The sequence below is a fragment of the Rhodococcus sp. G6(2025) genome, from assembly GCF_058628105.1.
This window is the reverse complement of the sequence record NZ_CP179750.1, coordinates 2,516,415-2,539,115: the sequence shown is the minus strand read 5'-3', so window position 1 is coordinate 2,539,115 and position 22,701 is coordinate 2,516,415. Positions and strand designations below refer to the sequence as shown.

Here is a 22,701-nt window from a genome sequence, read left to right as displayed (position 1 = left end):
ACCGGTGCCGCTGCTGGCCAACGCTCGCTGCGGAGAGCTCGCCGTGCCGGTGAAGGACATGAACTCACGCTAGAACCTGAACGGGGCTCGAGGTCAAGGATCCGGGACGTTCCTCAGCCGAGATCGTCGACTGCGCGCCGCGCTTCCTCGACGCGCCGCTCCGCCGCGTCGAGGTCTCGTTCCCCCCGGTGCACCGCCTCCGCCGAAGCCTTCTCCGCGTTCCGCGTGAACTGCCGCTCCTGCTCGGCGTGTTCGAGTTCGGCGCGCAGTTCCTCGATCCGGTGGTCGATCTCCGTCAGCGTCGACCGCGCCTTTTCCAGTTCCGTTCTCGCGTCGGTCAGTTCACCGCGGACCTCCTCGGCCCGGGACGTGACTTCCGCCAGTTCGGCCTCGGCCGCCGCGCGTTCGGCGTCGCGGTCCCGCTCCACCGGCTTCTTCTTCGACTTCTTCCCCGGCTTGTCGGCCGGGGGCGCGGTGGCGGGTTCGGACGTCGAGGTCTTCTTCGCGGTCTTTCCCTGGACGACGGAGAGTCCGGCCGGACCGAAACCGCTGTAGCTCGCCGCCGTCACGACCCGGCCACGCCGCACCTGTTCGGCGGTCTCGGCGTCGGCGAGTGCCGCGTGCAGCGTCTGACCGACATCCCGCAGGGCGTCCTCCCCGACCGTCCGGCCTCGCTCGGCGGCGAGTTCACCGGCCTTGCGCGCCAACGCCCGCACCACCTGCTGCCGCTGCGTGTTCAGCCGCCGAAGGTCCGGGCCGGACAGGTGTCGCTGCGCGTCGCGGAGGGCTTCACCGAGAGTGAGGAGCGCGTCGACCTCGTCGGGGAGCTCGCGGGCGAGCAGATTGACGAGCCAGCCGACGACCGTCGGCTTCCGCAGCTTCCCGATCTCGGTCGCCAGCGCGCGGTCCTTGTTCTCCCGCGCCGCAGTCACCTGCGCGGTGCGCGCCTCGACGAACTCACCGGGGTCGAGGCCGTACAGTTCGTCGGCGACGTCGTCGAGGGTCACGGCCCAATACTTGCACCGTGACCGCTCCGTTCGTGCCGACTCGGGTCAGACCAGTCGTTCGGCCGCGGCCGCGATTCGTTCGTCGCTGGCCGTGAGCGCGATGCGCACGTGGGTGCCGCCGCCGGGACCGTAGAACTCCCCCGGCGCCACGAGAATGCCCCGCTCGGCGAACCACTCGACGGTGTCCCGGCAGGCTTCGCCGCGCGTCGCCCACAGGTACAGCCCGGCTTCGGAGTTGTCGACGGTGAATCCGGCGCCGCGCACCGCTGCGAGAAGGATCTCGCGGCGACGGCGGTACCGCTCACGCTGCTCGTTCTCGTGGTCGTCGTCGCTGAGCGCGGCGGTCATCGCCGACTGGATCGGCAACGGCACCATCATGCCCGCGTGCTTGCGGACCTCGAGAAGTTCGGCCACCAACGCCGGGTCACCGGTGACGAACCCCGCGCGGTAACTCGCGAGGTTGGACGTCTTCGACAACGAGTGCACCGCGAGGAGCCCGGTGAGATCGCCGTCGTTCACCCGCTCGTCGAGGATCGAGAGGGCTTCACCTTCCCAGGTCAACCCCAGGTAGCACTCGTCGGACGCCACGATGGCGCCGCGGCGACGCGCCCAGTCGACCACCTTGCGCAGATGCTCGAGACCGAGCACCTTGCCGGTGGGGTTGGACGGCGAGTTCACGAAGATCAGCGACGCACCCTCCGGACCGAGCCGGTTGAGACCGTCGGCCCGGATCACCCGCGCACCCGCGAGGAGCGCACCGACCTCATAGGTCGGGTACGCCAGCTCCGGGATGACCACCAGGTCGTCGGCGCCGAGCCCGAGAAGGCGTGGCAGCCAGGCGATGAGCTCCTTCGTGCCGATCGCGGGCAGCACCGCAGCCGGATCGATGCCGGTGATTCCGTAGCGGCGGCGCAGCGCCTCCACCGCGGCGTTACGCAGCTCCTCGGTGCCGTGCGTCGTCGGATATCCCGGAACCGCGGCGACCGAGGTCAGCGCGTCCTGGATGATCGGGGCGACCGCATCGACGGGGGTCCCCACCGACAGGTTGACGATGCCACCCGGGTGGGCGAAGGCTTTCGCCTTCGCCGACTCGAGCGAGTCCCACGGAAAGTCGGGAAGTGCTGTGGCTACCGGGATACGAGGCACACCTAGTCCTCGCCCATGGGGGGCAGAGCCTTGACGAACGGCGGGTCGTAGTCGACCTTGCCCAGCTTCGCCGCGCCGCCGGGAGAACCGAGGTCGTCGAAGAAGTCGACGTTCGCGGCGATGTAGCCGTTCCACTGGTCCGGGACGTCGTCTTCGTAGAAGATGGCTTCGACGGGGCAGACGGGTTCACAGGCGCCGCAGTCCACGCATTCGTCCGGATGGATGTAGAGCATCCGCCCGCCCTCGTAGATGCAGTCGACAGGGCATTCCTCGATACACGCCTTGTCCAACACATCCACGCACGGTTCAGCAATCGTGTAGGGCACTGCCGCTCTCCCTGCCTTTCTGACACGAGTAGGCACGAGGTACGGGCTGCTTGTACCCCGCGGAAGAAACTATTATCGCCTGCCCGGCGGACCTCTCTGCGGTGAGGGTTACCTGACCCGGCGTACCGCCGCGGGCAGCGGCGCGTGGGACGCGATCCACTGCTCGCCCTGTTTCGCCGCTCTCACCAGCGCGCCCCGTTCGCCGAGATACCCGGCCACCACACCGACCACCGGGATGTTGCCCAGCAGCGAGTAGGTCGAGCCCGGCCCGGGACGCTTGTCGAGTTCGTCACTGAGCGCGCGCACCGTGCGGGCAGTGCGCCACAGCGCGCCGATCAGCCCGAACGGGCGCCACACGGACGCGCCGTCCGCCGAATCGGATCTCGTCGTGTCGGCGAGCACCGCGTCCGTCTCACGCCGGCAGAGCACGGACGCCAGCAGGTCCACCTGGTCGGACCGATTCGTCACGCCGTGCTCCCGGGCGACGGCGACGAGAACGACCGCCTGATTCGCGAACCCGAGCACGTCCTGGATCGGGAGCCGATTGAGAAGCACCCCGAACATGCCCGGGAATGCGACCGCGATCGTGTTCAGCGCGCCGATCCGCGTCACCCACCACCGTGCCCGCTCGTCGTCGCTCGCCTTCTCCCACGACGCCGTCCCCGGGAACTGCACGGTGTCGAGAACCCAGGCGATCCCGTCGAGCAGCGCCTCCGCGGCGCCCCGGTCCTCCGCTGTCGGGGTGAACGTCCGGCTCTTGATACCGAACGGATCCGTGAGGGCCAGATCGAGCACGGGGTTGATGCCCCGGGCAGCGCGATCCAGGATGCCGACGACCGTGTCGTCGCCCAGCCGATCCGTCTCGCTCATGCCGCCGGTGTCCTTCCCTCGCGTCGGGCGTGTGTGGTGGTGCGTTCGCGTGCCGGGCGGCCGATTCCCTCGGCGATGGCCCGCAGTTCCTCGACGGTCTTCTCGGATCCGTGCTCCGAACCCGCCATCCGGGAGATGGTCTCCTCCATCAACGTGCCACCGAGGTCGTTGGCGCCGCCCTGCAACATCACCTGGGTACCCGTGACCCCCAGCTTGACCCAGCTGGTCTGGATGTTCGGGATCCGCCCGTGCAGCATGATCCGGGCCAGGGCGTGGACGGCCCGGTTGTCACGGTTGGTCGGGCCCGGACGGGACGCGCCCGCCAGATACAGCGGCGCACTCTGATGCACGAACGGCAGCGGGACGAACTCGGTGAATCCGCCTGTCCGGTCCTGGATTCCGCGCAGCACCCGCAGATGTCCGACCCAGTGCTTCGGGTTGTCGACGTGCCCGTACATCATCGTCGAACTCGACCGCAGACCCAGCTCGTGCGCCGTGGTCACCACCTCGATCCAGGTGGCGGTGGGCAGCTTCCCCTTGGTCAGCACCCAGCGCACCTCGTCGTCGAGGATTTCCGCGGCCGTGCCCGGAATGGTGTCCAGACCCGCCTCGCGCAGTTCCGTCAACCAGTCCCGGATGCTCTGCCCACCGCGGGAGGCGCCGTTGACGATCTCCATCGGGGAGAACGCGTGCACGTGCATCGACGGCACCCGCGCCTTCACCGCGCGCACCAGATCGGCGTACCCGGTGACCGGGAGCTCCGGGTCGATGCCACCCTGCATGCAGACCTCCGTCGCGCCCGCGACGTGCGCCTCCCAGGCCCGGTCCGCGACCTCGTCGGTGGACAGGGTGAACGCGTCCGCGTCGCCCTTGCGCTGCGCGAACGCGCAGAAGCGGCAGCCGGTGTAGCAGATGTTGGTGAAGTTGATGTTCCGGTTCACCACATAGGTCACCTCGTCGCCGACGGCGTCCTTGCGGAGCGCATCCGCCAACGCCACCATCGCCTCGAGCCCCGGACCCTCCGCCGTCGCCAACGCCAAGTACTCGTCATCCGACAGCCCCGCCGGATCGCGTTCGGCGCTGCGCAGCGCCGCGACGACGTCCGTGTCCACCCGCACCGGGCCGCTCAACTCCAACACCTGCTCGCGGACGGTCTCCCAGTCCCCGAACGCGCTGCCGAGGTCGCTGCGCGTCTCGGTGTTGCGGCCGTCGGTGTCTATCTCGGTGTTCAGATCCACCCGGCCCGTCGACTCCCAGGACTCGTCCGGCTCCTGCCACGGCAACCCGACCGGCTTCGTGTCGAGCTTGGCCAGCCCGGTGTGCGGGTCCGCGAGGGCCTGCACGTGCCCGGTGATCCGCGGGTCGATCCAGGGCGAGCCGGCCAGCACGAACTGCGGCTGCGCCGCCGTGCGCTCGGTGAGCTCGAACCCGGCCTCCGCCGTGATCTCGGCCAGGGTGTCCAGGTTCGGCCACGGCCGCTCCGGGTTCACGTGGTCCGGGGTCAGCGGAGACACACCACCCCAGTCGTCGACACCCGCACCCAGCAACGCCAGGCACTCGGTGTTCGACACCAGGTTGGGCGGCGACTGGATGCGCATCCCCGGGCCGAGCAGCAACCGGGACACAGCGATGGTCGCGAGGAACTCCTCGAGACCCGCGTCCGGGGCATCGCGCATCGCGGTGTCGGGCTTGGCGAGAAAGTTCTGGACGATCACTTCCTGAACGTGCCCGAACGCCTTGTGCGACTTGCGGATCGCCATGATCGACTCCGCCCGTTCCCGCACGGTCTCGCCGATACCCACCAGAATGCCCGTCGTGAACGGCACACTCAACCGTCCGGCGTCGGTGAGCGTGCGCAACCGCACCGCCGGATCCTTGTCGGGGCTGCCGTAGTGGCACTCGCCCTTGTCGGTGAACAACCGGGTGGACGTCGTCTCGAGCATCATGCCCATCGAGGGAGCCACCGGCTTGAGGCGGGAGATCTCCTCCCAGCTCATCACACCCGGGTTCAGGTGCGGCAGCAGCCCGGTCTCCTCGAGCACCCGGATCGACATCGCACGCAGGTAGTCCAGCGTCGAATCGTAGCCCCGCTCGTCCAGCCACTGCTTGGCCTCCGGCCACCGATCCTCGGGGCGGTCACCGAGGGTGAAGAGGGCTTCCTTGCAGCCCAATTCGGCGCCCTGCCGGGCGATCTCCAGCACCTCGTCCGGTTCCAGATACGCGCCGCGCCCCTCGGCCCGCAACTTGCCGGGCACGGTGACGAACGTGCAGTAGTGGCACTTGTCCCGGCACAACCGCGTCAGCGGAATGAACACCTTACGCGAGTACGTGACAGCCTTGGGTCTGCCCGCCGCCAGCAACCCGGCATCCCGGACCTTCGCCGCCGACGAACACAGATCGGCCAAGTCGTCGCCGCGGGCCTGCAGCAGGGTCGTCGCCTCGTCCACGTTCAGAGTGGCGCCGTCGCGGGCACGTCGCAGCACCCGCCGCATGGCGGAGGCGGAGGGGGCCACTTCCTGCGCAGAGGCGCCGGACGGAGCTGGTGCCGGAACACCGGGCATGGGAAGCATCGTGGGCCGGCCGGATTCTTCACCTGAATGGGTCACCCAGCGATCATGCGCCATCGACGACGGCTACTGCCACCCAGACTCCCGCGAACCGTGCGGATCGCTATTCGCGGGGGTAGTCCTCGTCGACCGGAACCGCCCGGCTCTGTTCGGCCACGTCCGCCTCGTTCACCTCCAGTGACGACACTTCTTCGACCTCGTCGGAACTGTCGTCGTCCACGGCGAGTTCCTGCTCGAGCCGGTCTGCCTCGGGAACCTCCGGAGAATCGGCCGCATCGAATGACGTCATGTCTGCGCTCCTTTCACTTCGGGGGGTTCTCCCACGATAGGACGGTTCTCGACAGAATGCCGGGGCACGGCCAAAGTAGGGGCATGAGTGTGCCCACCACCGTCACGATGGCGGACCCGCTGTGGCGGCCCAGCCCCAAGGCCAAGCAACTGTGGGCGATCAACGCCGCCCTGCTCTGGCTTCCGCTGTTCGTCGTGCAAGTCGTCGCTCTCGTCTTCCACTGGTGGCCCGTGTGGGTACACGTCACGGTCCTCACGGTCACCGTCGTGCTCGCGGTCCTCCACGTCGCCGTCGTCCCGCTCTGGCGGTACCGGGTGCACCGCTGGGAGATCAGCGATACCGCGGTCTACACCCGCAGCGGTTGGTTCACCCAGGAACGACGCATCGCGCCCATCTCCCGCATCCAGACCGTCGACACCGAACGCGGACCCATCGACCGCATGCTCGGGCTGGCGACCGTCACCGTCACGACGGCGTCGTCCGCCGGTGCCGTCAAGATCTCCGCCCTCGATCAGGACACCGCCGACCGCACCGTCGCGCGGCTCACCGAGATCGCGGGCACCAATGTCGGTGACGCCACATGAGTGCGGCACCGGAACCGGGAATCGCTCCCCCTATCGCGCACGGCGAGGCTGCGGTCGCCGCCGAGGAGGAACAGCCCTGGTTGCGCCTGGACCGCCGGATGCTGCTCGTCCACCCCGTCAACGAGATCGTCAAACTGCTGCCCGTATTGCTGATTTCGCTGGTGATCGGCACCCAGAGCGGCAACCACGTGTGGAGTCTCGTCGCCATCGTCGTGTTCGTGGTGTTCGGCATCTCGCGCTGGTTCACGACGAGCTACCGCATCGGCCCGGTCCACGTGCAACTGCGGCAGGGCCTGTTCCGCAAACGCCTGCTGTCGGTACCACGCAACCGCATCCGGTCCGTCGACGTGGAGGCGGGGGTCCTGCATCGCCTGCTCGGGCTGTCGATCGTGCGCATCGGCACCGGCCAGCAGGTGGGTTCCAAACCCGACGCGGCGAAGTTCGAACTCAACGCCCTCTCCACCGGGCTGGTTCCCGACCTGCGGGCCGCGCTCCTCACCCGGAAGCCCTCCCCCGACGTCGAGCCGACCGCGATCGCGCGGGAGCCCGCGGTCACCGAGATCGGCCACTGGACACCGGCCTGGGTCCGCTACGCCCCGTTCTCGGTGACGGGCGTGGTGACCATCGCGGCGATCGTCGGTCTCGCGTTCCAGTACGGGATCGGCGCGAAGATCGCCCGCTCGTCGACGGTGGCCGAAGGCATCGAATCCGCTGAGCGCGTCGGGATCGCGATCGCCGTCGTCGTCGGGATCGTCGTCCTCCTGATCGCCGCCAGCGCCCTGGCGTGCATCCGGTACCTCCTGACGTACGGCAACATGGCGCTGACGGACAACGGCCGCACCCTGCACGTCAGCCACGGCCTGCTGAAGACCCGTCAGACCACCCTGGACCGCGCCCGCCTGCGCGGGACGACCCTCAAGGAACCACTCCTCCTCCGACTCGCCGGCGGCGCCCGACTGGATGCCGTCATGACCGGCGTCAGCGCCGAGAGACGGGAGTCGTCACTCCTGCTCCCCCAGGCACCGCGCGCGGAAGCGGAACGGGTGATGGCCACCGTCATCGGCGACCACCGCCAGGCCGCCGCACCGCTCACCCCGCACGGACCGGTCGCCCAGCGGCGGCGCTACACGCGGGCCCTGATTCCCGCCGAGATCGCGCTCGCCGTCGCCCTGGTCTTCGTGATCCTCGATCGGCCCGTGTTCTGGGCCGCGTGGGCCGCGATCGTCGCGCTCGCCGTCGGCGGTGTGCTGCTGGCGTGGGACCGGTACCGCGGCCTCGGCCATGCGGTGCTCCCCGGGTGGCTGATCACCCGCAGCGGCTCCCTCGACCGCGCCCGGGACAGCCTCGAAGCCGACGGGATCATCGGGTGGACCGTCCGGCAGACATTCTTCCAGCGGCGGGCCGGGGTGGCGACCATCATCGCCGCCACACCCGCAGGCACCGGAAAATACCTGGTGATCGATCTGCCTGCCGACCAGGCGTGGTCGCTCGTCGAGTCGGTGACACCCGGCGGAGGTGACGTGTGGGCGCGGCGCTGACCGACATCGCCGGTCTCGACGCGCAGCTGATCGAATGCCGAGCCTGCCCCCGCCTCGTCGAATGGCGGGAGAAGGTCGCACGCGAGAAGCGCGCGTCGTTCCGCGACGAAACCTATTGGGGACGTCCGGTTCCCGGATTCGGTCCACCCGACGCGTCCCTGCTGATCGTCGGTCTCGCCCCCGCCGCCCACGGCGCGAACCGCACCGGGCGCATGTTCACCGGCGACCGCAGCGGCGACTTCCTCTACGCCGCACTCCACGCCGTGGGACTCGCAAGCCAGCCCACCGCCACCCACATCGGCGACGGCCTCGAACTGTTCGGCGTCCGCATCACGTCCCCGGTGCACTGCGCGCCGCCCGCGAACAAGCCCACCCCGGACGAACGCGACAACTGCCGCCACTGGCTCGACGCCGAACTGCGCATCCTGCAACCCCACCTGCGGTCGGTGATCGTGCTCGGCGGATTCGGCTGGCAGTCGCTGCTCCCCGTCCTCGACGACGCCGGCTGGGCCGTCCCCCGGCCGCGACCCAAGTTCGGGCACGGCGCGCACGTCGAACTCCCCGGCGCCGAACGTCCCCTGCACCTGTTCGGCTGCTACCACGTCAGCCAGCAGAACACCTTCACCGGCCGCCTCACGCCCGCCATGCTCGAGTCGGTGCTGTCCGAGGCCGCCCGCGTCGCCGGCTTGATCGGGTGACCACACCTCCGGGGGGCGAACGGTACATCCGACCTGCCTGAAGCGCCGAAGGTGCCGTTCACCCAGCTACCGCCGGTTCGGGAGTTCCTCGATGATGTATTTGGCCATGCTGCCGAGCCGGGGGCGGGCGGGTTGCATGGTGTCGACGCCGAGGGCGGTGAGGGGCGAGGCGGTCACCGAGCCGACGCAGACGGGTGCGACCGGACCTGCGAATGCGTGCAGGAGGGGCTCGACGCGGTCGGTGTCCTTCGCGGTGCTGAGGAGCGACGACACGGCGGGTGCGCTGGTGAAGGTGACGGCGTCGACCTCGGCTCGGATGATCTGGTCGAGCAGTGTGAGCAGCGGCTGCTGGTTCTCGGGTCTGATCCACCGGTACACCGACACGGCCGTCGTCTCGGCCCCGGCGCCGGCGAGGGAGACGCTCAGGTCGGTCATCGGTTCCCATTCGGTGATGGTGCCGTGCAACTGGACCGCGACTCGTAGACCGCGCACACCCTCGGCGACGAGGTGTTGGTGCACCTCTTCGGACGATTCGGTTTCCGGCGACCACTCCTCGCGCAGGCCGACGCCGCGGACGGCGCCCTTCGCCTTGGGACCGCGGGTGATGATCCGCGCCGATTGCAGGGCGGCGAGCAGTGCGTCCTCCTCGTGCCAGGCCCGCGCCGCGTCCAGCCATCCGCGGAATCCGACGGCGGTGCTGACGACGAGTAGGTCCGGCGGCGACGCGATGATGTCGGCGGTGCGGGACCGCAGATCGGTGTCGTCGACGAGCGGCAGCACGTGGATGGCCGGTGTGTGGACGATGGCGGCCCCGTGCCGTTCGAGGAGCGTGATGAACTCGGCGGCCCGGCGTTCGGCGGTGACGGCGATGGTCAGTCCGGAAAGTTCGTCGTTCGACATTCTCCCAGTGTGACGGACGAATCGCACTAAGCTGCCCACATGATCACTGCTGTGCACACATTGGTCTACGCCGACGACGCCGAGGCGGCCCGCGACTTCTTCCGCGACGTGCTCGGCTGGTCACACGTCGACGCCGGCGGCGGTTGGCTGATTTTCCGCACCGGACCGTCCGAGATGGGTGTGCACCCCACCTCGGACGATCGGGGCGGTGAGCCGTGGTCGACGCGGCCGCACCATGAGATCTCCCTGATGTGCGACGACATCGAGTCGACCGTCGCGGAACTCGAGGCCAAGGGTGCCGAGTTCACCCGCGGAATCCGCGACGACGGGTACGGCCTCACCACGTCCGTGAAGATTCCCGGTGCGGGCGAGATGATGCTGTACCAGCCTCGGCACCCGGTGGCGTTCGAGCGTTAGGCCTTCGCCTGCGCGCTGCTGCGCGCCGCATTGGCCTGTTCGCCCGCCTTCGGGTCGGTCTCCGATTGTTTCTTCCCGACACCGTCGGCGATCCGATCGCCGAGGGTCTTGTCGACGTTGCGCCAGTACTCGAACGCCTTCGCCAGAACCGGTTCGCTGACGCCGTTCAGCAGATGGCCGACGATGTTGTCCACCAAGCGGTCCCGGGCGGCGTCGTCGAGCACTTCACGGACCATCGTCCCGGCCTGCCCCCAGTCGTCGTCCTCCCTGTGGAGCGCGTACGGCGAGCGGACCATGTCGCCGGCGCTGTACCAGGTGGCGGTCTCCCCCACCTGCGACGGGTCGGCGTGCGGGCCGCCCTTGGAATTCGGCACGTAGACCGGATCCCCGGGGTTGTGGTGCCGCATGTTGCCGTCCTTCGAGTACGAGCGGACGGGCACGTGCGGCCTGTTGACGGGCAGCTCCTTGTAGTTGGCGCCGATACGGTAGCGGTGGGCGTCCGGGTAGGAGAACAGTCGGCCGATCAGCATCTTGTCCGGGCTCGGGCCGATGCCGGGGACCAGGTTGCTGGGCTCGAACGCGGCCTGTTCGATCTCACAGTGGTAGTCCGTGGGGTTGCGGTCGAGCGTCATCCGGCCGACGGGGATCAGCGGGTAGTCGCTGTGCGGCCACACCTTGGTGAGGTCGAACGGGTTGAACCGGTAGTCGTCGGCATCCGCGAACGGCATGATCTGCATGTTCAAGGTCCAGCTCGGGTACTCGCCACCTTCGATGTGCTCCCACAGGTCTCGCGTGTGGTAATCGGTGTCCATGGACGCCATCTGGTCGCCCTCGTGCTGCGTGAAGAACTCGATGCCCTGGTCGGTCTTGAAGTGGTACTTCACCCAGAACTTGTCGCCGGCGGCGTTCACCCACATGTACGTGTGGCTGGAGTACCCGTTCATGTGCCGCCAGGTGCGCGGGATGCCGCGGTCGCCCATGAGCCACGTGACCTGGTGCGCCGACTCCGGGGACAACGTCCAGAAGTCCCACTGCATGTCGTGGTCGCGGAGGTTGTTGTCGGCACGTCGCTTCTGCGAGCGGATGAAGTCCTGGAACTTCATCGGGTCGCGCACGAAGAAAACAGGTGTGTTGTTCCCGACCATGTCGTAGTTGCCCTGGTCGGTGTAGAACTTCACGGCGAATCCACGTGGGTCGCGCCACGTGTCCGGGCTGCCGCGCTCGCCGGCCACGGACGAGAACCTGATCAGCAGGTCCGTCTTCTTGCCGGGTTGGAATAGATCGGCTTTCGTGTAGGCGGAGACATCTTCGGTAACTTCGAACCGTCCGAACGCCCCGCCTCCCTTGGCGTGCGGTTGGCGCTCCGCAACGCGTTCGCGGTTGAACTGGGCCATCTTCTCGATCAGATAGTGATCCTGGAGCAGGATCGGCCCGTCCGTCCCGATCGTGAGCGAGTGCTCGTCACTCGGTACCGGGATGCCGGCGTCGTCGGTCGTGAAGTTCTGATCTGTCATCGCGGTGCTCCTTCAGCAGACTGCTGGTCGCTACCGCGTACCCTCGCCCACCGTCGGTGAAACAGATCCGAACGCCGCCTTCGCGCTGACTTTCCACAGGTAGACCGCCGCCGGGACCAGTGAACCGATCAGGAGCAGGAGCGTCCAGACGGACGCGAGCATGAGCACGTCGCCGCCCGGACCGCCGAACATGCAGAGCAGGAAACCGAACCCCCACCCCGTGAGCGGCAGCACGCCCGTGCCCACCCGGCCGGTCGTCGACTTGGCTGCGATCACCAGCGCCAGGTTGGCGACCGCGGCGGCGAGGATGCTGATCGGGAACGGCGTGGCGCCGAGGTAGGTGGGCAGGAAGAGCACCGAGAGGACGGCGCACAGAAAACCGTCGAACACCAGCAGCGCGAGGGTGACCCTCCCCAGAACATCGAGGTGCCCGGGTTTCGCTGCGGTGCCGACGGTCATGTGTCAATAGTGGATCAGGCGACGGGCGGGTAGCCCAGCAGGGTCAGCAAATGGCTCTGCATGTCGGCGAATCCGTACAGCACGCTGTAGTACAGGTCGTGCTGGGCCGGCCACGACGGCCGGAGCGTATCGACGAACGCGACGATGGCGTTCTGAACATCCCAGTTGTACATCTATCGCCTCTCCTGACGGGTGTCACACGGACTCGACCGGGGCCGCTGCGTGACGTGGGCCACAGTGTAATACGTAAGGCTCGTCACAGATACCTGCGGTCAGTGACCGATGCCACCGAAGAGGTCCCGTTCCCTGCCGTCGGCGTCCCGCTCCCCGGCGGCGCCGCGGACCAGCACGAAGTGTTCCTCCGCCAGAATCGGCTGTGCGATGTCGTTGGAGAGCGCGTACTCGGTGCCGCTCGGCGCCACCGTCACCTGGGTGGCGTGCGCCGACAACGCTTCCCTCTTCGCGTCGAGCACGCCCCGCACGTCGATCACCGTCGTCACGTCCGCGTCCGGGACGCTCGGCAATTCGCCGGGCTCCGGCAACCGCCAGCCGTCGGGGATGTCTCCGATACGGCAGATTCCCGACTCGAGCGCGCTCGCCTCGGTCACCGTCCAGTACAGCTTTGCGACCTCCCACGGTTCGCCGCAGTCCGGGTACTGCGCCGAACCCGCCGCCTCGACGGCCGCGGTGGTGACCGTGTGCACCTGGATGTGGTCGGGGTGCCCGTACCCGCCGTCCGGGTCGTAGGTGACCACGACGTGCGGCCGCAGTTCCCGGATGACGGCCACCATCGCGGCGGTCACGGAGTCGCGGTCGGCGTTGACGAAGGCGCGCGGGTTGGCTGCCGACGCCGTGCCCGCCATGCCGGAATCACGGAAGTGCCCCGCCCCCGACAGGAACCGCGGCCTTCCCGCACCGAGACACGACAGCGCGGACGTCAGTTCGCCGATCCGGAAACCGCCGAGCTGATCGGCGGCGTCGGCGACCAGCTGCGCCCACTCGTCGCCGATCACCTCGCCTTCCTCGCCGAGCGTGCACGTCAGGACGTGAACGTCGGCGCCCTCGGCGGCGTAGCGGGCGATGGTGCCGCCGGTGGTGAGGGTCTCGTCGTCGGGATGGGCATGAACCAGCAGAAGTCGCCGCTCACTCATTCCTTGATCCTGCTCCAGTCCGCTGCGTCACTGAATATTCCGACCGGCACGGCCCCCGACAGCGACACCCCGTCGACGCCGGGTCCCGCCGCGACGAGTGTGCGGTCCTGCATGATCGGTAGCACCGCGGCCAGATCCCACAGTTTGCGGTCGGCGTCGGCGAGAGCTTGCGGCACATCACCGACCCCCCGCAGCGCGGCGTCGATGGACGGCTGAAGGGTGGGGTCGCAGACTCCCGACAGATTCGACGGGGCCTCGGCGTCCGCAACCGAATCACGTTCGGGGTCGGCGGTTTCGGTGTTCGGCTGCGTTGCCGCGACCACTGCGGGCGGGCAACTGTGACGGGAGGCCAGCGCCGTCGCCGGGTCGGATCCGGCGCGCGACCAACCCACGACCGCCCCGATCTCACCCTTGCTCAGCGACTCCCCGTACAACTCCTCAGCGGGCAGCGACGTCACGGTGGCGTCGACACCGGCGCCGCGCAACTGGTCGGCGGCCGTGTTGGCGACTGCACTGGCGGTGTCGTCACCCTCGGGTGTCCCGATGGCGAGCGTCAGCGGGACGCCGTCGCGGACGAGCCGGGTCGACGGCGCCACGCCTGTGGGAACGACGGTGCCCGTGGAAGTTTCGGCGACGTATCCGTACTCGGCCAGCTGCGCGAGCACCTGTTCGCGGCCCGGCCGTGCGGGTGCGGTCGCGGTGTAACCGGGATCGGAGGGGGCGTAGACCTGCGAGCGCGCCGGGACCGCCGCCGCCTCACTGCCGGCCCCGACGACGGCGAGCAGGTCGGTGTCCAGCAGCTCCAGAAGACTCTTCCGCACCCGGACGTCCGCGAGTTCGGGAACCCGGCCGTTCAGCGTGAGGTCGAGTCCGCGCGGTTGGAAAGACGAACCCGTCCGCACCGTCGGGATCGCCGCCAGCTGGGCGGAAGTGGCTGTGCCCCCGTGAATCTGGACGATATGCGTGTCGTTGTTGCGCATCGAGTCGGCGAGCTGCGACGGGGTGCCGTCGCGGCGCATCAGGATCTGGTCGGGCGTCGCCGGTTTGTCCCAGAACCGGTCGTTGCGTTCGAGCAGGATCTCGTCGCGTCCGCGGTCGATCGACTTGATGTGGAAGTGCCCGCCCGACACCGGGATGTTCTCGGACAGTCCGGTCGCGAAGCCGCCGGGGGAATCCTTGATGAGATGCGACGGCAGCAGGTCGGTGAAGAGTTCACGCCACGCCGGGTAGGCGGCCTTCATGACGACGCTGACCGTCTTGCCGCCACCGGACGACCTGACGTCCTCGATCAGCTCGTAGCCTGCGGGGTCGACCACGCCGGGGGCACTGATCATCTGCTGCCACAGGTAGCGGAAGTCCTCGGCGGCGATGGGCGCGCCGTCGGACCACTGCGCCTCGTTCCGCAGCTGGTACGTGACGGTGAACGGTTCCTGCGACGTGACGTCCGCGGAGATCACCAGCGAGGAGTCGGGAATCCAGGTGCTGCCGCCTGGGCGGGCAGTATCGGGCACCGGCCGGAACGGGCTCGGCAGCACGAGGGCGCTGACCGCGGAATTCGCCGGCGACTGGTCCGACAGGAGGTGCGGGTTGAATCCGCTGCCCACGTCGTCGATGGCGACGACGACGGGCTGCTTCTCGGTCGGCGACACCGTCGGCTTGGGGCTGTCGGTGCTCTCGACCGGCGGGGGCGGATCGGCGGTGCACGACGTGAGCATCGCCGTCGACACTGCCAGCAGGAGCGCGGTCACCGCCGCACCGTTCCCGCGCCTTCGGCCCCGTACTCCTCGAACTCTCGCGAGTCGACCCCCAGCAACCACCGCGCCGCCTTTCCTCAGAGATACCGGAAGGCTCCGGAAACCCACGAGCGAATGTACCTTCGGCCGGCGATCGACCGAAGGTACATTCGCCCGGTTGTGTATGACGTGGTCGGACGTGCCGACTACAGAGCAGCCTTGTCGCGGGCCTTGGAGCGTGAACGCTCACGGGCACGGTCGGTGGCCGACAGGTGCACCTTGCGCACGCGCACGACCTCCGGGGTGACCTCCACGCACTCGTCGCCGGCGCAGAACTCCATCGCGCCTTCGAGCTCGAGCTTGATGGGCTTGGCGAGGGTCTCCATCACGTCGGCGGAGGACTGACGCATGTTGGTCAGCTTCTTCTCGCGGGTGACGTTGATGTCGAGGTCCTCCTGGCGCGGGTTGATGCCCACGACCATGCCCTCGTAGGTGTCGGCGCCGGGTTCGACGAAGAACGTTCCGCGATCGGCGAGCTGGATCATCGCGAACGGGGTGACCGAACCGGTGCGGTCCGAGACGAGCGAGCCGGTGTGGCGGGCGCGGATCTCGCCGGCCCACGGCGCGTAGCCGTGGAACACGGCGTTCGCGATGCCGGTGCCGCGGGTCTCGGTGAGGAAGTCGGTGCGGAAACCGATCAGGCCGCGCGACGGGACGATGAACTCCATCCGGACCCAGCCCGCGCCGTGGTTGGCCATCTGCACCATCTTGCCCTTGCGGTTGGCGAGGAGCTGGGTGATGGCGCCGAGGTACTCCTCGGGACTGTCGATGGTGAGCTCTTCGAAGGGCTCGTGCACCTTGCCGTCGACCTGACGGGTGACCACCTGCGGCTTGCCGACGGTCAGCTCGAAGCCCTCGCGGCGCATCTGCTCGACCAGGATGGCGAGCGCGAGCTCACCACGGCCCTGAACCTCCCAGGCGTCGGGGCGACCGATGTCGAGGACCTTGAGCGAGACGTTGCCGACGAGTTCCTGGTCGAGACGCGACTTCACCATGCGGGCGGTCAGCTTGTGTCCGCTGACCCGGCCGACGAGCGGTGAGGTGTTGGTGCCGATGGTCACCGAGATGGCGGGCTGGTCGACGGTGATCCGCGGCAGCGGGACCGGGTTCTCCAGGTCGGCGAGGGTGTCGCCGATCATGATGTCGGGGAAACCGGCGACGGCGACGATGTCACCGGCGACGGCCTTCTCGGCGGGCTGACGCTCGACGCCCTTGGTGGCGAGCAGTTCGGTGATCTTGGCCTTGGTGACGACGGGCTCGCCGTCCACCTCGCGACACCAGGAGACGGTCTGGCCCTTGGTCAGCTCGCCGTTGTGGATACGGACCAGGGCGAGGCGGCCGAGGAACGCGGAGGCGTCGAGGTTGGTGACGTGGGCCTGCAGCGGCGCGTCGACGTTGCCCTTGGGTGCGGGCACGTAGTTGAGGAGCACCTCGAACAGGGCGTCGAGGTTCTCGGCGTCCGGTGCGTGACCGTTCTCGGGCTGAACCTTGGACGCCTTGCCCTCGCGGCCCGAGGCGTACAGAACGGGAAGGTCGAGGGCGAGCTCGGCGGCTTCCGCGGCCTCGTCGTCGAGGTCGGACGCCAGGTCGAGCAGCAGGTCGTGGCTCTCGGAGACGACCTCTTCGATGCGGGCGTCGGGACGGTCGGTCTTGTTGACCACGAGGATGACGGGCAGCGACGCGGCGAGCGCCTTGCGCAGCACGAAGCGGGTCTGGGGCAGCGGGCCCTCGGATGCGTCGACGAGCAGGACGACACCGTCGACCATGGACAGGCCGCGCTCGACCTCGCCACCGAAGTCGGCGTGACCGGGGGTGTCGATGACGTTGATGACCGTGACACTGCCGTCGGCGTGATGCTTGTGGACGGCGGTGTTCTTCGCGAGGATGGTGATGCCCTTCTCGCGTTCGAGGTCGCCGGAGTCCATGACGCGATCGACCAGTTCGGCGCGCTCCTCGAATGCCCCCGACTGACGCAACATGGCGTCGACGAGAGTGGTCTTGCCGTGGTCGACGTGTGCGACGATGGCAACGTTACGGAAGCTGGTGATGGTCACGCGGTGGCTCTCCTGGCTGAGTTGATTCGGCCACGCGAAAGTTCCCTCGCACGGCTTTCTGGCGGCCGCCTTGTCATCTCGATTCAGAATCCTCGTCGAGGCGATGGTAAATCGCCCAGTGCAGGCATCGCGGCCACGTGAATACTACCCGCCCGAGCGGCTACTTCGCGCATCGCCGGCTGCCCGAGCCCTGCCCGACCAGCGTAAAGTGATCTGCGCCACGTCGAATTCGGCCCGAATCGCGCGTGAGTCGGGGCCGAAAGCTGAGGGGACGCTAACCTGGGTGGAGCCGGCGATACCGGTGTTCCCCGTAGTAGGAAGGCCGAGCCGAGTATGGGCAAGGTGAAGGCCAGCAAGGTCTCGGGTCTCAAGCCGAAGAAGAAGTGCTGCCGCAGCAAGACGCGCTGCATCAAGTGCCCGGTGGTCATCATGCGCATGAAGAAGCTCGAGAACGAGGGCGCGTCCAAGAAGGAACTGAAGAAGGGGCTCAAGAAGGCCCGCGCGGCCTGAGGTCAGCCCCACCCGTTCAGGTGCAGCCGCAGGTCCGGCACCCACCCGCGGTCGTTGCCGACGAGGTCGATCTCCCCCAGTTCCCGTCCGTCCACCCACCGCAGGTCCGCGTGGTCGAGCGCGACGGGTGTTCCCGACACCAGTTCCACCCGGTACGCGCGAAGCACCCGGCCGTCGGGCAGCGGCACGTCGTCGCCGATCCGGTCGCCGCCCGACACCTCGATCCCGAGTTCTTCCCGCAGTTCGCGGCGCAGCGCGTCCTCGGCGGTCTCCCCCGCCTCCGCCTTGCCGCCGGGCAGCTCCCACAGTCCCGCGAGTTCCGGTGGCCGCGTCCGCTGCGCGAGCAACAGCCGGCCGTCGACGATGATCGCGGCCGCCACCACCTCGCCGGCGTGGTCGACAGGCCTTGCACGTTCCACTGGCACCGCACCATCATGGGGTATGGCCGAGTTGCTGTCAGACGGAGAGATCGACACCGCGCTCGCAGAACTGCCCGGGTGGCGGCGGGCGGGTGATTCCCTCGTCCGCACCGTCGAGTCGCCGAGTTTCCCCGAAGCCGTCGAGCTGGTCCGGAAGGTCGCGGAGGCGGCGGAGGCCGCGAACCACCATCCGGACATCGACATCAGGTGGCGCAAGGTCACCTACACGCTGTCGACGCATTCCGCGGGCGGGCTCACGCAGCTGGATCTGGATCTTGCTGCGCAGATCGACTCACTGGCGGGCTGACCGGGGCGGCGGCCACGGCACGCTTCGGGCGGCGCCCGGCGTAGGCCACCCAGGCGTAGACACCGAACGCGCCGACCACGTCGACCGTGCCCAGCCACGCGAGTACCGCGGGCCGGGAGATCAGCCAGATCGAGTCCTGGAAGAAGCTGAGCACCCACGGCACGCCGATGAGGGTGGTGACGAGCCAGTATCCGGCGAGGATCCGGGTTCCCAGCATCGATCCGTAGGGGCCGTGCAGCAGCCAGATCAGCATCGGAATGACCCACACCCAGTGGTGTGACCACGAGATCGGTGAGACGAGCAGCCCCAGGAGCTCGACGATGACGAGGGTGCCGAGCCGATCGTCCCGGGCGATCGCCCGCCAGGCCAGGACGGCGAGGACCACCGTGACCGCCACGGCCAGCAGCCAGAGGGCGCCCGTCTCGACGTCGTACCCGAGCAGCCGCGACAACGCGCCGCGCAGGGACTGATTCCACACCGAGCCGACCGGCCCGATGCGGTCGGCGTCGCCGAGCAGGTGGGTGAAGTACTCCCGCGCCTCCGAGCCGATCAGGAGATAGCTGACTCCGACGGTCGCGGCGAACGCGACACCCGAGAAGACCGCGGCCTTCCATCGGCGCTGCATCAGGAAGTAGAGGCCGGTGATCGCGGGGGTCAGCTTGATCCCGGCGGCGAAACCGACGAGCGCACCGGACAGCCACCACCGGGAGCTGCGGACCGCGGTCATCACGAGCAGCGCGAGGAACACGTTGATCTGGCCGTAGTCCAGCGTGGTGCGCACCGGTTCCACCCACACCCCCACCGTGGTCCACAGCACCGCGACCGCCCGCCAGTGCGGGCTGCGCGCGGCGTCACCGAGCACGAGCCCGAGGCTCATGCGCGCCAGCGCGTACAGGGCGAGGATGGTGAGCAGTTGCCAGCCGACCCCGACCAGCGGGAACGGCAGGTAGTGCAGGGGAAAGAAGACCAGCGCGGCGAACGGCGGGTAGGTGAACGGCAGCGGAAAGTCCGGTGTCACTTCCGAATAGGTGAAGTCGTAGAGACTGCCACCGCGGAGCGCCTCGGAACCGTCGACGTAGACGTGCAGGTCGACGAGGTTCATCCCGTTGGGACTCAACAGCGTCCACGCCATTCGCCCGAGCACCGACAGCACGAGAAGTACAGGCGCGCACCGTAACAGGCCGTGCAGGGCGGACGCTCCCCGGGACGACGTGGGAGAACGCTCGGATGACGGGTCGTCGGAGGCTGCTCCGTCGTCGGACGCTGCATGGTCGGACACAGTGTGGTGCTCTCCCCGTGAGGTGTGTAGATGTCTCAGCCGATCCCGAAACGGTCCCGCACAGCGTAGACGGCGCCCGCCGCGGACCCCGAGGTGTCCGTAGCCGCGCGTAACAGTTGCATCACCAATCACACGAACCACACGTGCCACAAGCTATGGTCACCGGAAGATCACCGTCGGGGTCTGTATGCCATACACTCCCACCGGGATGCCGCAGCTATCGGTGAACGAACTCGTGAGCTGTACAACCCGGGGGCGCTGTACATAGAGTGACCCCCCGAGCCGTCAGACGTGGATTGAGTTGTCGTCCACGCTGTTATGACTAAGGATGGGGAGACTGTGCTTCGAACCCGAGGTATGCGCAGAGCAGTAACTGCTCTCGCTGTTGCCGCAGCAGCCGCAATGGCAGTGCCGGCCCAGGCGAATGCGCAGCCGACGCCGCCGCCCGTGCCCGAAGGCATCCCCGTGGAGATGCTCGCATCGTTCGCACCCGCGATCATCGGCGCAGCCGCTGGTACCGAAGACATCGCCGCAGGACCTCAGGACGCGATCCTGGACCAGGCCCGCATCCTCCTCGAGTCCCCCGGCATCCCGCCGGAGCTCAAGTCCACTCTCGAGCGCGTCATCACGTTCCTCGACGGCAGCGGCGGCGGCGGCCCCGAGATCCCGCAGGAGAACGCACCCGTCATCGCGCAGTTCCTCTACCCGACGATCGGCAAGGGCTGCATCGGAGAGGGCGCCGACTCCGTGGGCACCGCACTCGCGGTCCCCGGTCCGGCCCAGCTGCCCCCGCCCGGACCCAAGGCAGGTCAGGCCGGTTTCGTGTTCACCGCCCTCGGAACCAGTTCCGTTGCCGCCGAACAGCCCGAGCCGCTGACCGTGACGTGGATCAACCTGGACAACCAGCGCCGCGCCACCCAGAACCTCACCAACGAGGCCAAGATCAACCCCGACGGACCGGCAACCCTGTCGGCGATCGCGGACACCGGCCCCGGCCGCGTCCTCGCGGTCGTGTCGGGTGGACTGACCACGCAGAAAGAGGGCGCCGCGCCGATCACGTGCAGCTTCCTCCCCACCGTCGGCATGTTCCAGGTCGCGTAACTCCTCACAGCTGACGAGTGAAGGGCCCTCCGGAAAATTCGGAAGGGCCCTTCACTCACGTCTGCACCGGTTCACTGTTTGCCGACGGCACCACCGTGGTAGACCGAGGAATGCCCTCGACGCATCACACACCCGACCACTCACTGCGATCGCGACACGCCCGGCGTTCGATACTGTCGATCCGTTCGGAGGGGTCGATTCTCTCGATCGGCTCCGCCTACTCCATCCTGTCCATCGGGAGTGTCGGCTCAGTGCTCTCGATCGGGTCGGTCGGGTCGGCCGGCTCGGCACTGAGCACCGCCTCGTTCGCCAGCCTCGGGTCTGCGCTGTCGGGGCTGTCGCGGTGGTCCCTGATGTCCTGGAGGGGGTGGCACGACTCGCCGCCGGAACACCCTCACCTCACGGTCATCGCCGAGGAACCGGACCTCGCCCGGGACGCGACCGCGCACGTCCAGTCCTGACTCGGTCGGGTCAGGACGTCCGCCCGGTGCGCGGCCAGGAGTTGCCGTCGTACTTCTCGATTTCGCCGTTGAACTTCGTCAGCAGCCGGCGCAGCTCGCCCCGGTCGTGGTCGCTCCACTCGGCGATGATGCGCTCGACGCCTTTTCGGCCCAGCGCCCGGTCGGCGTGAAGCTGTTCGAGTCCCAGCGCGGTGGCCTCGACCTTGCGGGCCATTCCCCCGTCCGGGTCGGGGACGCGTTCGACGAGGCCGCGCTTCAGCAAGGCGCCGATCTGCCGGTTGATCGTCGAGATGTCGAGCCGGAAGGCCTCGGCGAGCTGTTTCAGGCTGAGCGGATGTTCCAGTTCCAGTCGTCCGAGGAGGAGGTAGGCGGAACGGTCGAGTTGGAATCCCGCCCGTTGCGCATGGGCGTGATAGCGCGACAGCAATGTCAATTCGTTCTCGACAGCAGCCGCCACCTCGTCGCGTTCGGACACCGACACCTCCCGTAGTTACCGTCATTCTGCCCGAGGCATTATTGTGCACCATACACAAGATGTGTAGCGTGCACATCCCGATCAGGACCCGTTGACGAACAGCGCGGTGTAGAGGACCGAGGCGACGGTGTACACGAAATTGACGAGCAGCTCCATGGGAGAACCTCCGGGTTCCAGAGTGAAAAGAGTGACAACAGGTAATCGGAGTTGCGCCGAGGAGCGTTTCACGCCGTCCCATCCACCGGAAAATGCCCCACCCACGAACTGAAACGTGTTCTTATTTCCGGAGGCGCTCGCGCTCGGGTGCCGGACGAGAGAAGGGGATGCACACATGCCGTGGAGTCGTGCCGAGCTCGAAGAGGCCTTCGCGCACTACCAGCGAACCGTCAGCCGCTGCGTCGAACTCGGAGACTGGAACGGCTTCGCCGACCTCTTCACGGAGGACGCCGTGTACGTCGAGCACGCCTTCGGACACTTCGACGGACGCGAGGCCATTCGGAAATGGGTCACGCGCACCATGTCGGCCTTCCCCGGTAGCCGGATGACCGCGTTCCCGGCGAACTGGTACGTGCTCGACGAGGACCGCGGATGGGTCATCTGCGAGATCGACAACCCCATGGAGGATCCCGGCGACGGTTCGGAGCACGCCGCAGCGAACATCACGATCCTGCACTACGCCGGCGACAACCTGTGGTCGCGTGAGGAAGACGCGTACAACCCGATGAATTTCCTCGCCGCGGCCAAGAAGTGGTGTCGCGCAGCGGAAGCCGCTGGCACGCTACCCGACGACGCCCGGGAGTGGCTCACGAGGATGGGCGGGCAACCGGCGGCCTAGC

At 68.2% G+C, this 22,701-nt stretch carries 25 protein-coding genes; 9 read left to right on the top strand and 16 right to left on the bottom strand.

What is annotated here, in order from left to right; all coding sequences use genetic code 11:
• Positions 1 to 113: 113 nt before the first annotated feature.
• The 6 genes from ACLIVD_RS11520 to ACLIVD_RS11495 form a co-directional block, all read right to left on the bottom strand.
• Entirely contained in the window at positions 114 to 1,007 is an 894-nt protein-coding gene (locus ACLIVD_RS11520) for a hypothetical protein (protein WP_283352409.1), read from the bottom strand.
• Positions 1,008 to 1,052: 45 nt separating this feature from the next.
• On the bottom strand, positions 1,053 to 2,153 hold the full coding sequence (gene dapC / locus ACLIVD_RS11515; protein ID WP_280785103.1) for a succinyldiaminopimelate transaminase: 1,101 nt from the start codon (positions 2,151 to 2,153) through the stop codon (positions 1,053 to 1,055).
• Positions 2,154 to 2,155: 2 nt separating this feature from the next.
• Positions 2,156 to 2,479 (bottom strand): ferredoxin, encoded by a 324-nt coding sequence (gene fdxA, locus ACLIVD_RS11510; protein WP_005263360.1) that lies wholly within the window; start codon positions 2,477 to 2,479, stop codon positions 2,156 to 2,158.
• A 108-nt stretch (positions 2,480 to 2,587) separates the two neighbouring features.
• On the bottom strand, positions 2,588 to 3,349 hold the full coding sequence (locus ACLIVD_RS11505) for a hypothetical protein (protein WP_280785102.1): 762 nt from the start codon (positions 3,347 to 3,349) through the stop codon (positions 2,588 to 2,590).
• Positions 3,346 to 5,973, bottom strand: a complete 2,628-nt coding sequence (locus tag ACLIVD_RS11500) for a bifunctional FO biosynthesis protein CofGH (protein WP_491932490.1) — start codon at positions 5,971 to 5,973, stop codon at positions 3,346 to 3,348. Before ACLIVD_RS11500 ends, ACLIVD_RS11505 begins: the two co-directional genes overlap by 4 nt.
• A 46-nt stretch (positions 5,974 to 6,019) precedes the next feature.
• Positions 6,020 to 6,205, bottom strand: a complete 186-nt coding sequence (locus tag ACLIVD_RS11495) for an Rv3202a family protein (RefSeq protein WP_005566848.1) — start codon at positions 6,203 to 6,205, stop codon at positions 6,020 to 6,022.
• 83 nt (positions 6,206 to 6,288) lie between these two features.
• Between ACLIVD_RS11495 and ACLIVD_RS11490 the strand changes: the two genes are divergently transcribed.
• Genes ACLIVD_RS11490 through ACLIVD_RS11480 form a run of 3 tightly spaced genes read left to right on the top strand, consistent with a single transcriptional unit; the run spans position 6,289 to position 9,025 of the window.
• Complete coding sequence (locus ACLIVD_RS11490) at positions 6,289 to 6,789, top strand: PH domain-containing protein (protein ID WP_283331312.1); 501 nt, start codon at positions 6,289 to 6,291, stop codon at positions 6,787 to 6,789.
• Positions 6,786 to 8,327 (top strand): PH domain-containing protein, encoded by a 1,542-nt coding sequence (locus ACLIVD_RS11485; RefSeq protein ID WP_283331313.1) that lies wholly within the window; start codon positions 6,786 to 6,788, stop codon positions 8,325 to 8,327. Before ACLIVD_RS11490 ends, ACLIVD_RS11485 begins: the two co-directional genes overlap by 4 nt.
• A complete protein-coding gene (locus tag ACLIVD_RS11480; protein ID WP_283331314.1) occupies positions 8,312 to 9,025 on the top strand; it encodes a uracil-DNA glycosylase in 714 nt (237 codons plus the stop codon). Before ACLIVD_RS11485 ends, ACLIVD_RS11480 begins: the two co-directional genes overlap by 16 nt.
• Positions 9,026 to 9,091: 66 nt before the next feature.
• Here the strand turns inward: ACLIVD_RS11480 and ACLIVD_RS11475 are convergent, their stop codons facing one another.
• Positions 9,092 to 9,925, bottom strand: a complete 834-nt coding sequence (locus ACLIVD_RS11475; protein WP_283331315.1) for a uroporphyrinogen-III synthase — start codon at positions 9,923 to 9,925, stop codon at positions 9,092 to 9,094.
• A gap of 39 nt (positions 9,926 to 9,964) precedes the next feature.
• Here ACLIVD_RS11475 and ACLIVD_RS11470 point away from each other — a divergent pair, with 39 nt between their 5' ends.
• Positions 9,965 to 10,342 carry a VOC family protein gene (locus ACLIVD_RS11470; protein ID WP_280781602.1) on the top strand — a complete coding sequence of 126 codons (378 nt, stop codon included), beginning with the start codon at positions 9,965 to 9,967 and terminating at the stop codon, positions 10,340 to 10,342.
• Here the strand turns inward: ACLIVD_RS11470 and ACLIVD_RS11465 are convergent.
• The 6 genes from ACLIVD_RS11465 to typA form a co-directional block, all read right to left on the bottom strand.
• Entirely contained in the window at positions 10,339 to 11,856 is a 1,518-nt protein-coding gene (locus tag ACLIVD_RS11465; RefSeq protein WP_280781601.1) for a catalase, read from the bottom strand. The genes ACLIVD_RS11470 and ACLIVD_RS11465 overlap by 4 nt on opposite strands.
• A gap of 30 nt (positions 11,857 to 11,886) precedes the next feature.
• The gene (locus ACLIVD_RS11460) at positions 11,887 to 12,315 is read right to left on the bottom strand and encodes a hypothetical protein (RefSeq protein WP_283331316.1); all 429 of its coding nucleotides are present in this window, start codon (positions 12,313 to 12,315) and stop codon (positions 11,887 to 11,889) included.
• Between the two features lie 14 nt (positions 12,316 to 12,329).
• Complete coding sequence (locus ACLIVD_RS11455; RefSeq protein ID WP_005239161.1) at positions 12,330 to 12,488, bottom strand: hypothetical protein; 159 nt, start codon at positions 12,486 to 12,488, stop codon at positions 12,330 to 12,332.
• A gap of 99 nt (positions 12,489 to 12,587) precedes the next feature.
• Positions 12,588 to 13,466 carry an N-acetyl-1-D-myo-inositol-2-amino-2-deoxy-alpha-D-glucopyranoside deacetylase gene (gene mshB, locus ACLIVD_RS11450; protein WP_283331317.1) on the bottom strand — a complete coding sequence of 293 codons (879 nt, stop codon included), beginning with the start codon at positions 13,464 to 13,466 and terminating at the stop codon, positions 12,588 to 12,590.
• Entirely contained in the window at positions 13,463 to 15,283 is a 1,821-nt protein-coding gene (locus tag ACLIVD_RS11445; protein ID WP_283331318.1) for an ABC transporter family substrate-binding protein, read from the bottom strand. The genes mshB and ACLIVD_RS11445 overlap by 4 nt, the downstream gene beginning before the upstream one ends.
• Before the next feature lie 122 nt (positions 15,284 to 15,405).
• Positions 15,406 to 17,313: a translational GTPase TypA gene (typA, locus tag ACLIVD_RS11440; RefSeq protein ID WP_009479182.1), complete on the bottom strand. Its 1,908-nt coding sequence runs from the start codon at positions 17,311 to 17,313 to the stop codon at positions 15,406 to 15,408.
• A 333-nt stretch (positions 17,314 to 17,646) separates the two neighbouring features.
• On the opposite strand from typA, the gene ACLIVD_RS11435 reads away from it, so the two are divergent.
• A complete protein-coding gene (locus ACLIVD_RS11435; RefSeq protein ID WP_005253649.1) occupies positions 17,647 to 17,823 on the top strand; it encodes a hypothetical protein in 177 nt (58 codons plus the stop codon).
• Between the two features lie 2 nt (positions 17,824 to 17,825).
• Here ACLIVD_RS11435 and ACLIVD_RS11430 read toward each other — a convergent pair whose 3' ends face one another.
• Positions 17,826 to 18,206, bottom strand: coding sequence for a (deoxy)nucleoside triphosphate pyrophosphohydrolase (locus tag ACLIVD_RS11430; RefSeq protein WP_280781620.1), 381 nt, complete (start codon positions 18,204 to 18,206; stop codon positions 17,826 to 17,828).
• Between the two features lie 58 nt (positions 18,207 to 18,264).
• Here ACLIVD_RS11430 and ACLIVD_RS11425 point away from each other — a divergent pair, with 58 nt between their 5' ends.
• Complete coding sequence (locus ACLIVD_RS11425; RefSeq protein WP_005239148.1) at positions 18,265 to 18,549, top strand: 4a-hydroxytetrahydrobiopterin dehydratase; 285 nt, start codon at positions 18,265 to 18,267, stop codon at positions 18,547 to 18,549.
• Here ACLIVD_RS11425 and ACLIVD_RS11420 read toward each other — a convergent pair.
• Positions 18,497 to 19,828 carry a mannosyltransferase gene (locus ACLIVD_RS11420; protein ID WP_280781597.1) on the bottom strand — a complete coding sequence of 444 codons (1,332 nt, stop codon included), beginning with the start codon at positions 19,826 to 19,828 and terminating at the stop codon, positions 18,497 to 18,499. The two genes, ACLIVD_RS11425 and ACLIVD_RS11420, sit on opposite strands and share 53 nt — an antisense overlap.
• Before the next feature lie 318 nt (positions 19,829 to 20,146).
• On the opposite strand from ACLIVD_RS11420, the gene ACLIVD_RS11415 reads away from it, so the two are divergent.
• Positions 20,147 to 20,929, top strand: a complete 783-nt coding sequence (locus ACLIVD_RS11415) for an Rv1157c family protein (RefSeq protein ID WP_198602241.1) — start codon at positions 20,147 to 20,149, stop codon at positions 20,927 to 20,929.
• 110 nt (positions 20,930 to 21,039) lie between these two features.
• On the top strand, positions 21,040 to 21,390 hold the full coding sequence (locus ACLIVD_RS11410; RefSeq protein ID WP_280781596.1) for a hypothetical protein: 351 nt from the start codon (positions 21,040 to 21,042) through the stop codon (positions 21,388 to 21,390).
• A 10-nt stretch (positions 21,391 to 21,400) separates the two neighbouring features.
• Here ACLIVD_RS11410 and ACLIVD_RS11405 read toward each other — a convergent pair whose 3' ends face one another.
• Complete coding sequence (locus ACLIVD_RS11405) at positions 21,401 to 21,871, bottom strand: MarR family winged helix-turn-helix transcriptional regulator (protein ID WP_280781595.1); 471 nt, start codon at positions 21,869 to 21,871, stop codon at positions 21,401 to 21,403.
• Positions 21,872 to 22,196: 325 nt separating this feature from the next.
• Between ACLIVD_RS11405 and ACLIVD_RS11400 the strand changes: the two genes are divergently transcribed.
• The gene (locus ACLIVD_RS11400) at positions 22,197 to 22,700 is read left to right on the top strand and encodes a nuclear transport factor 2 family protein (protein ID WP_283331319.1); all 504 of its coding nucleotides are present in this window, start codon (positions 22,197 to 22,199) and stop codon (positions 22,698 to 22,700) included.
• The last annotated feature ends 1 nt before the right edge of the window (position 22,701 follow it).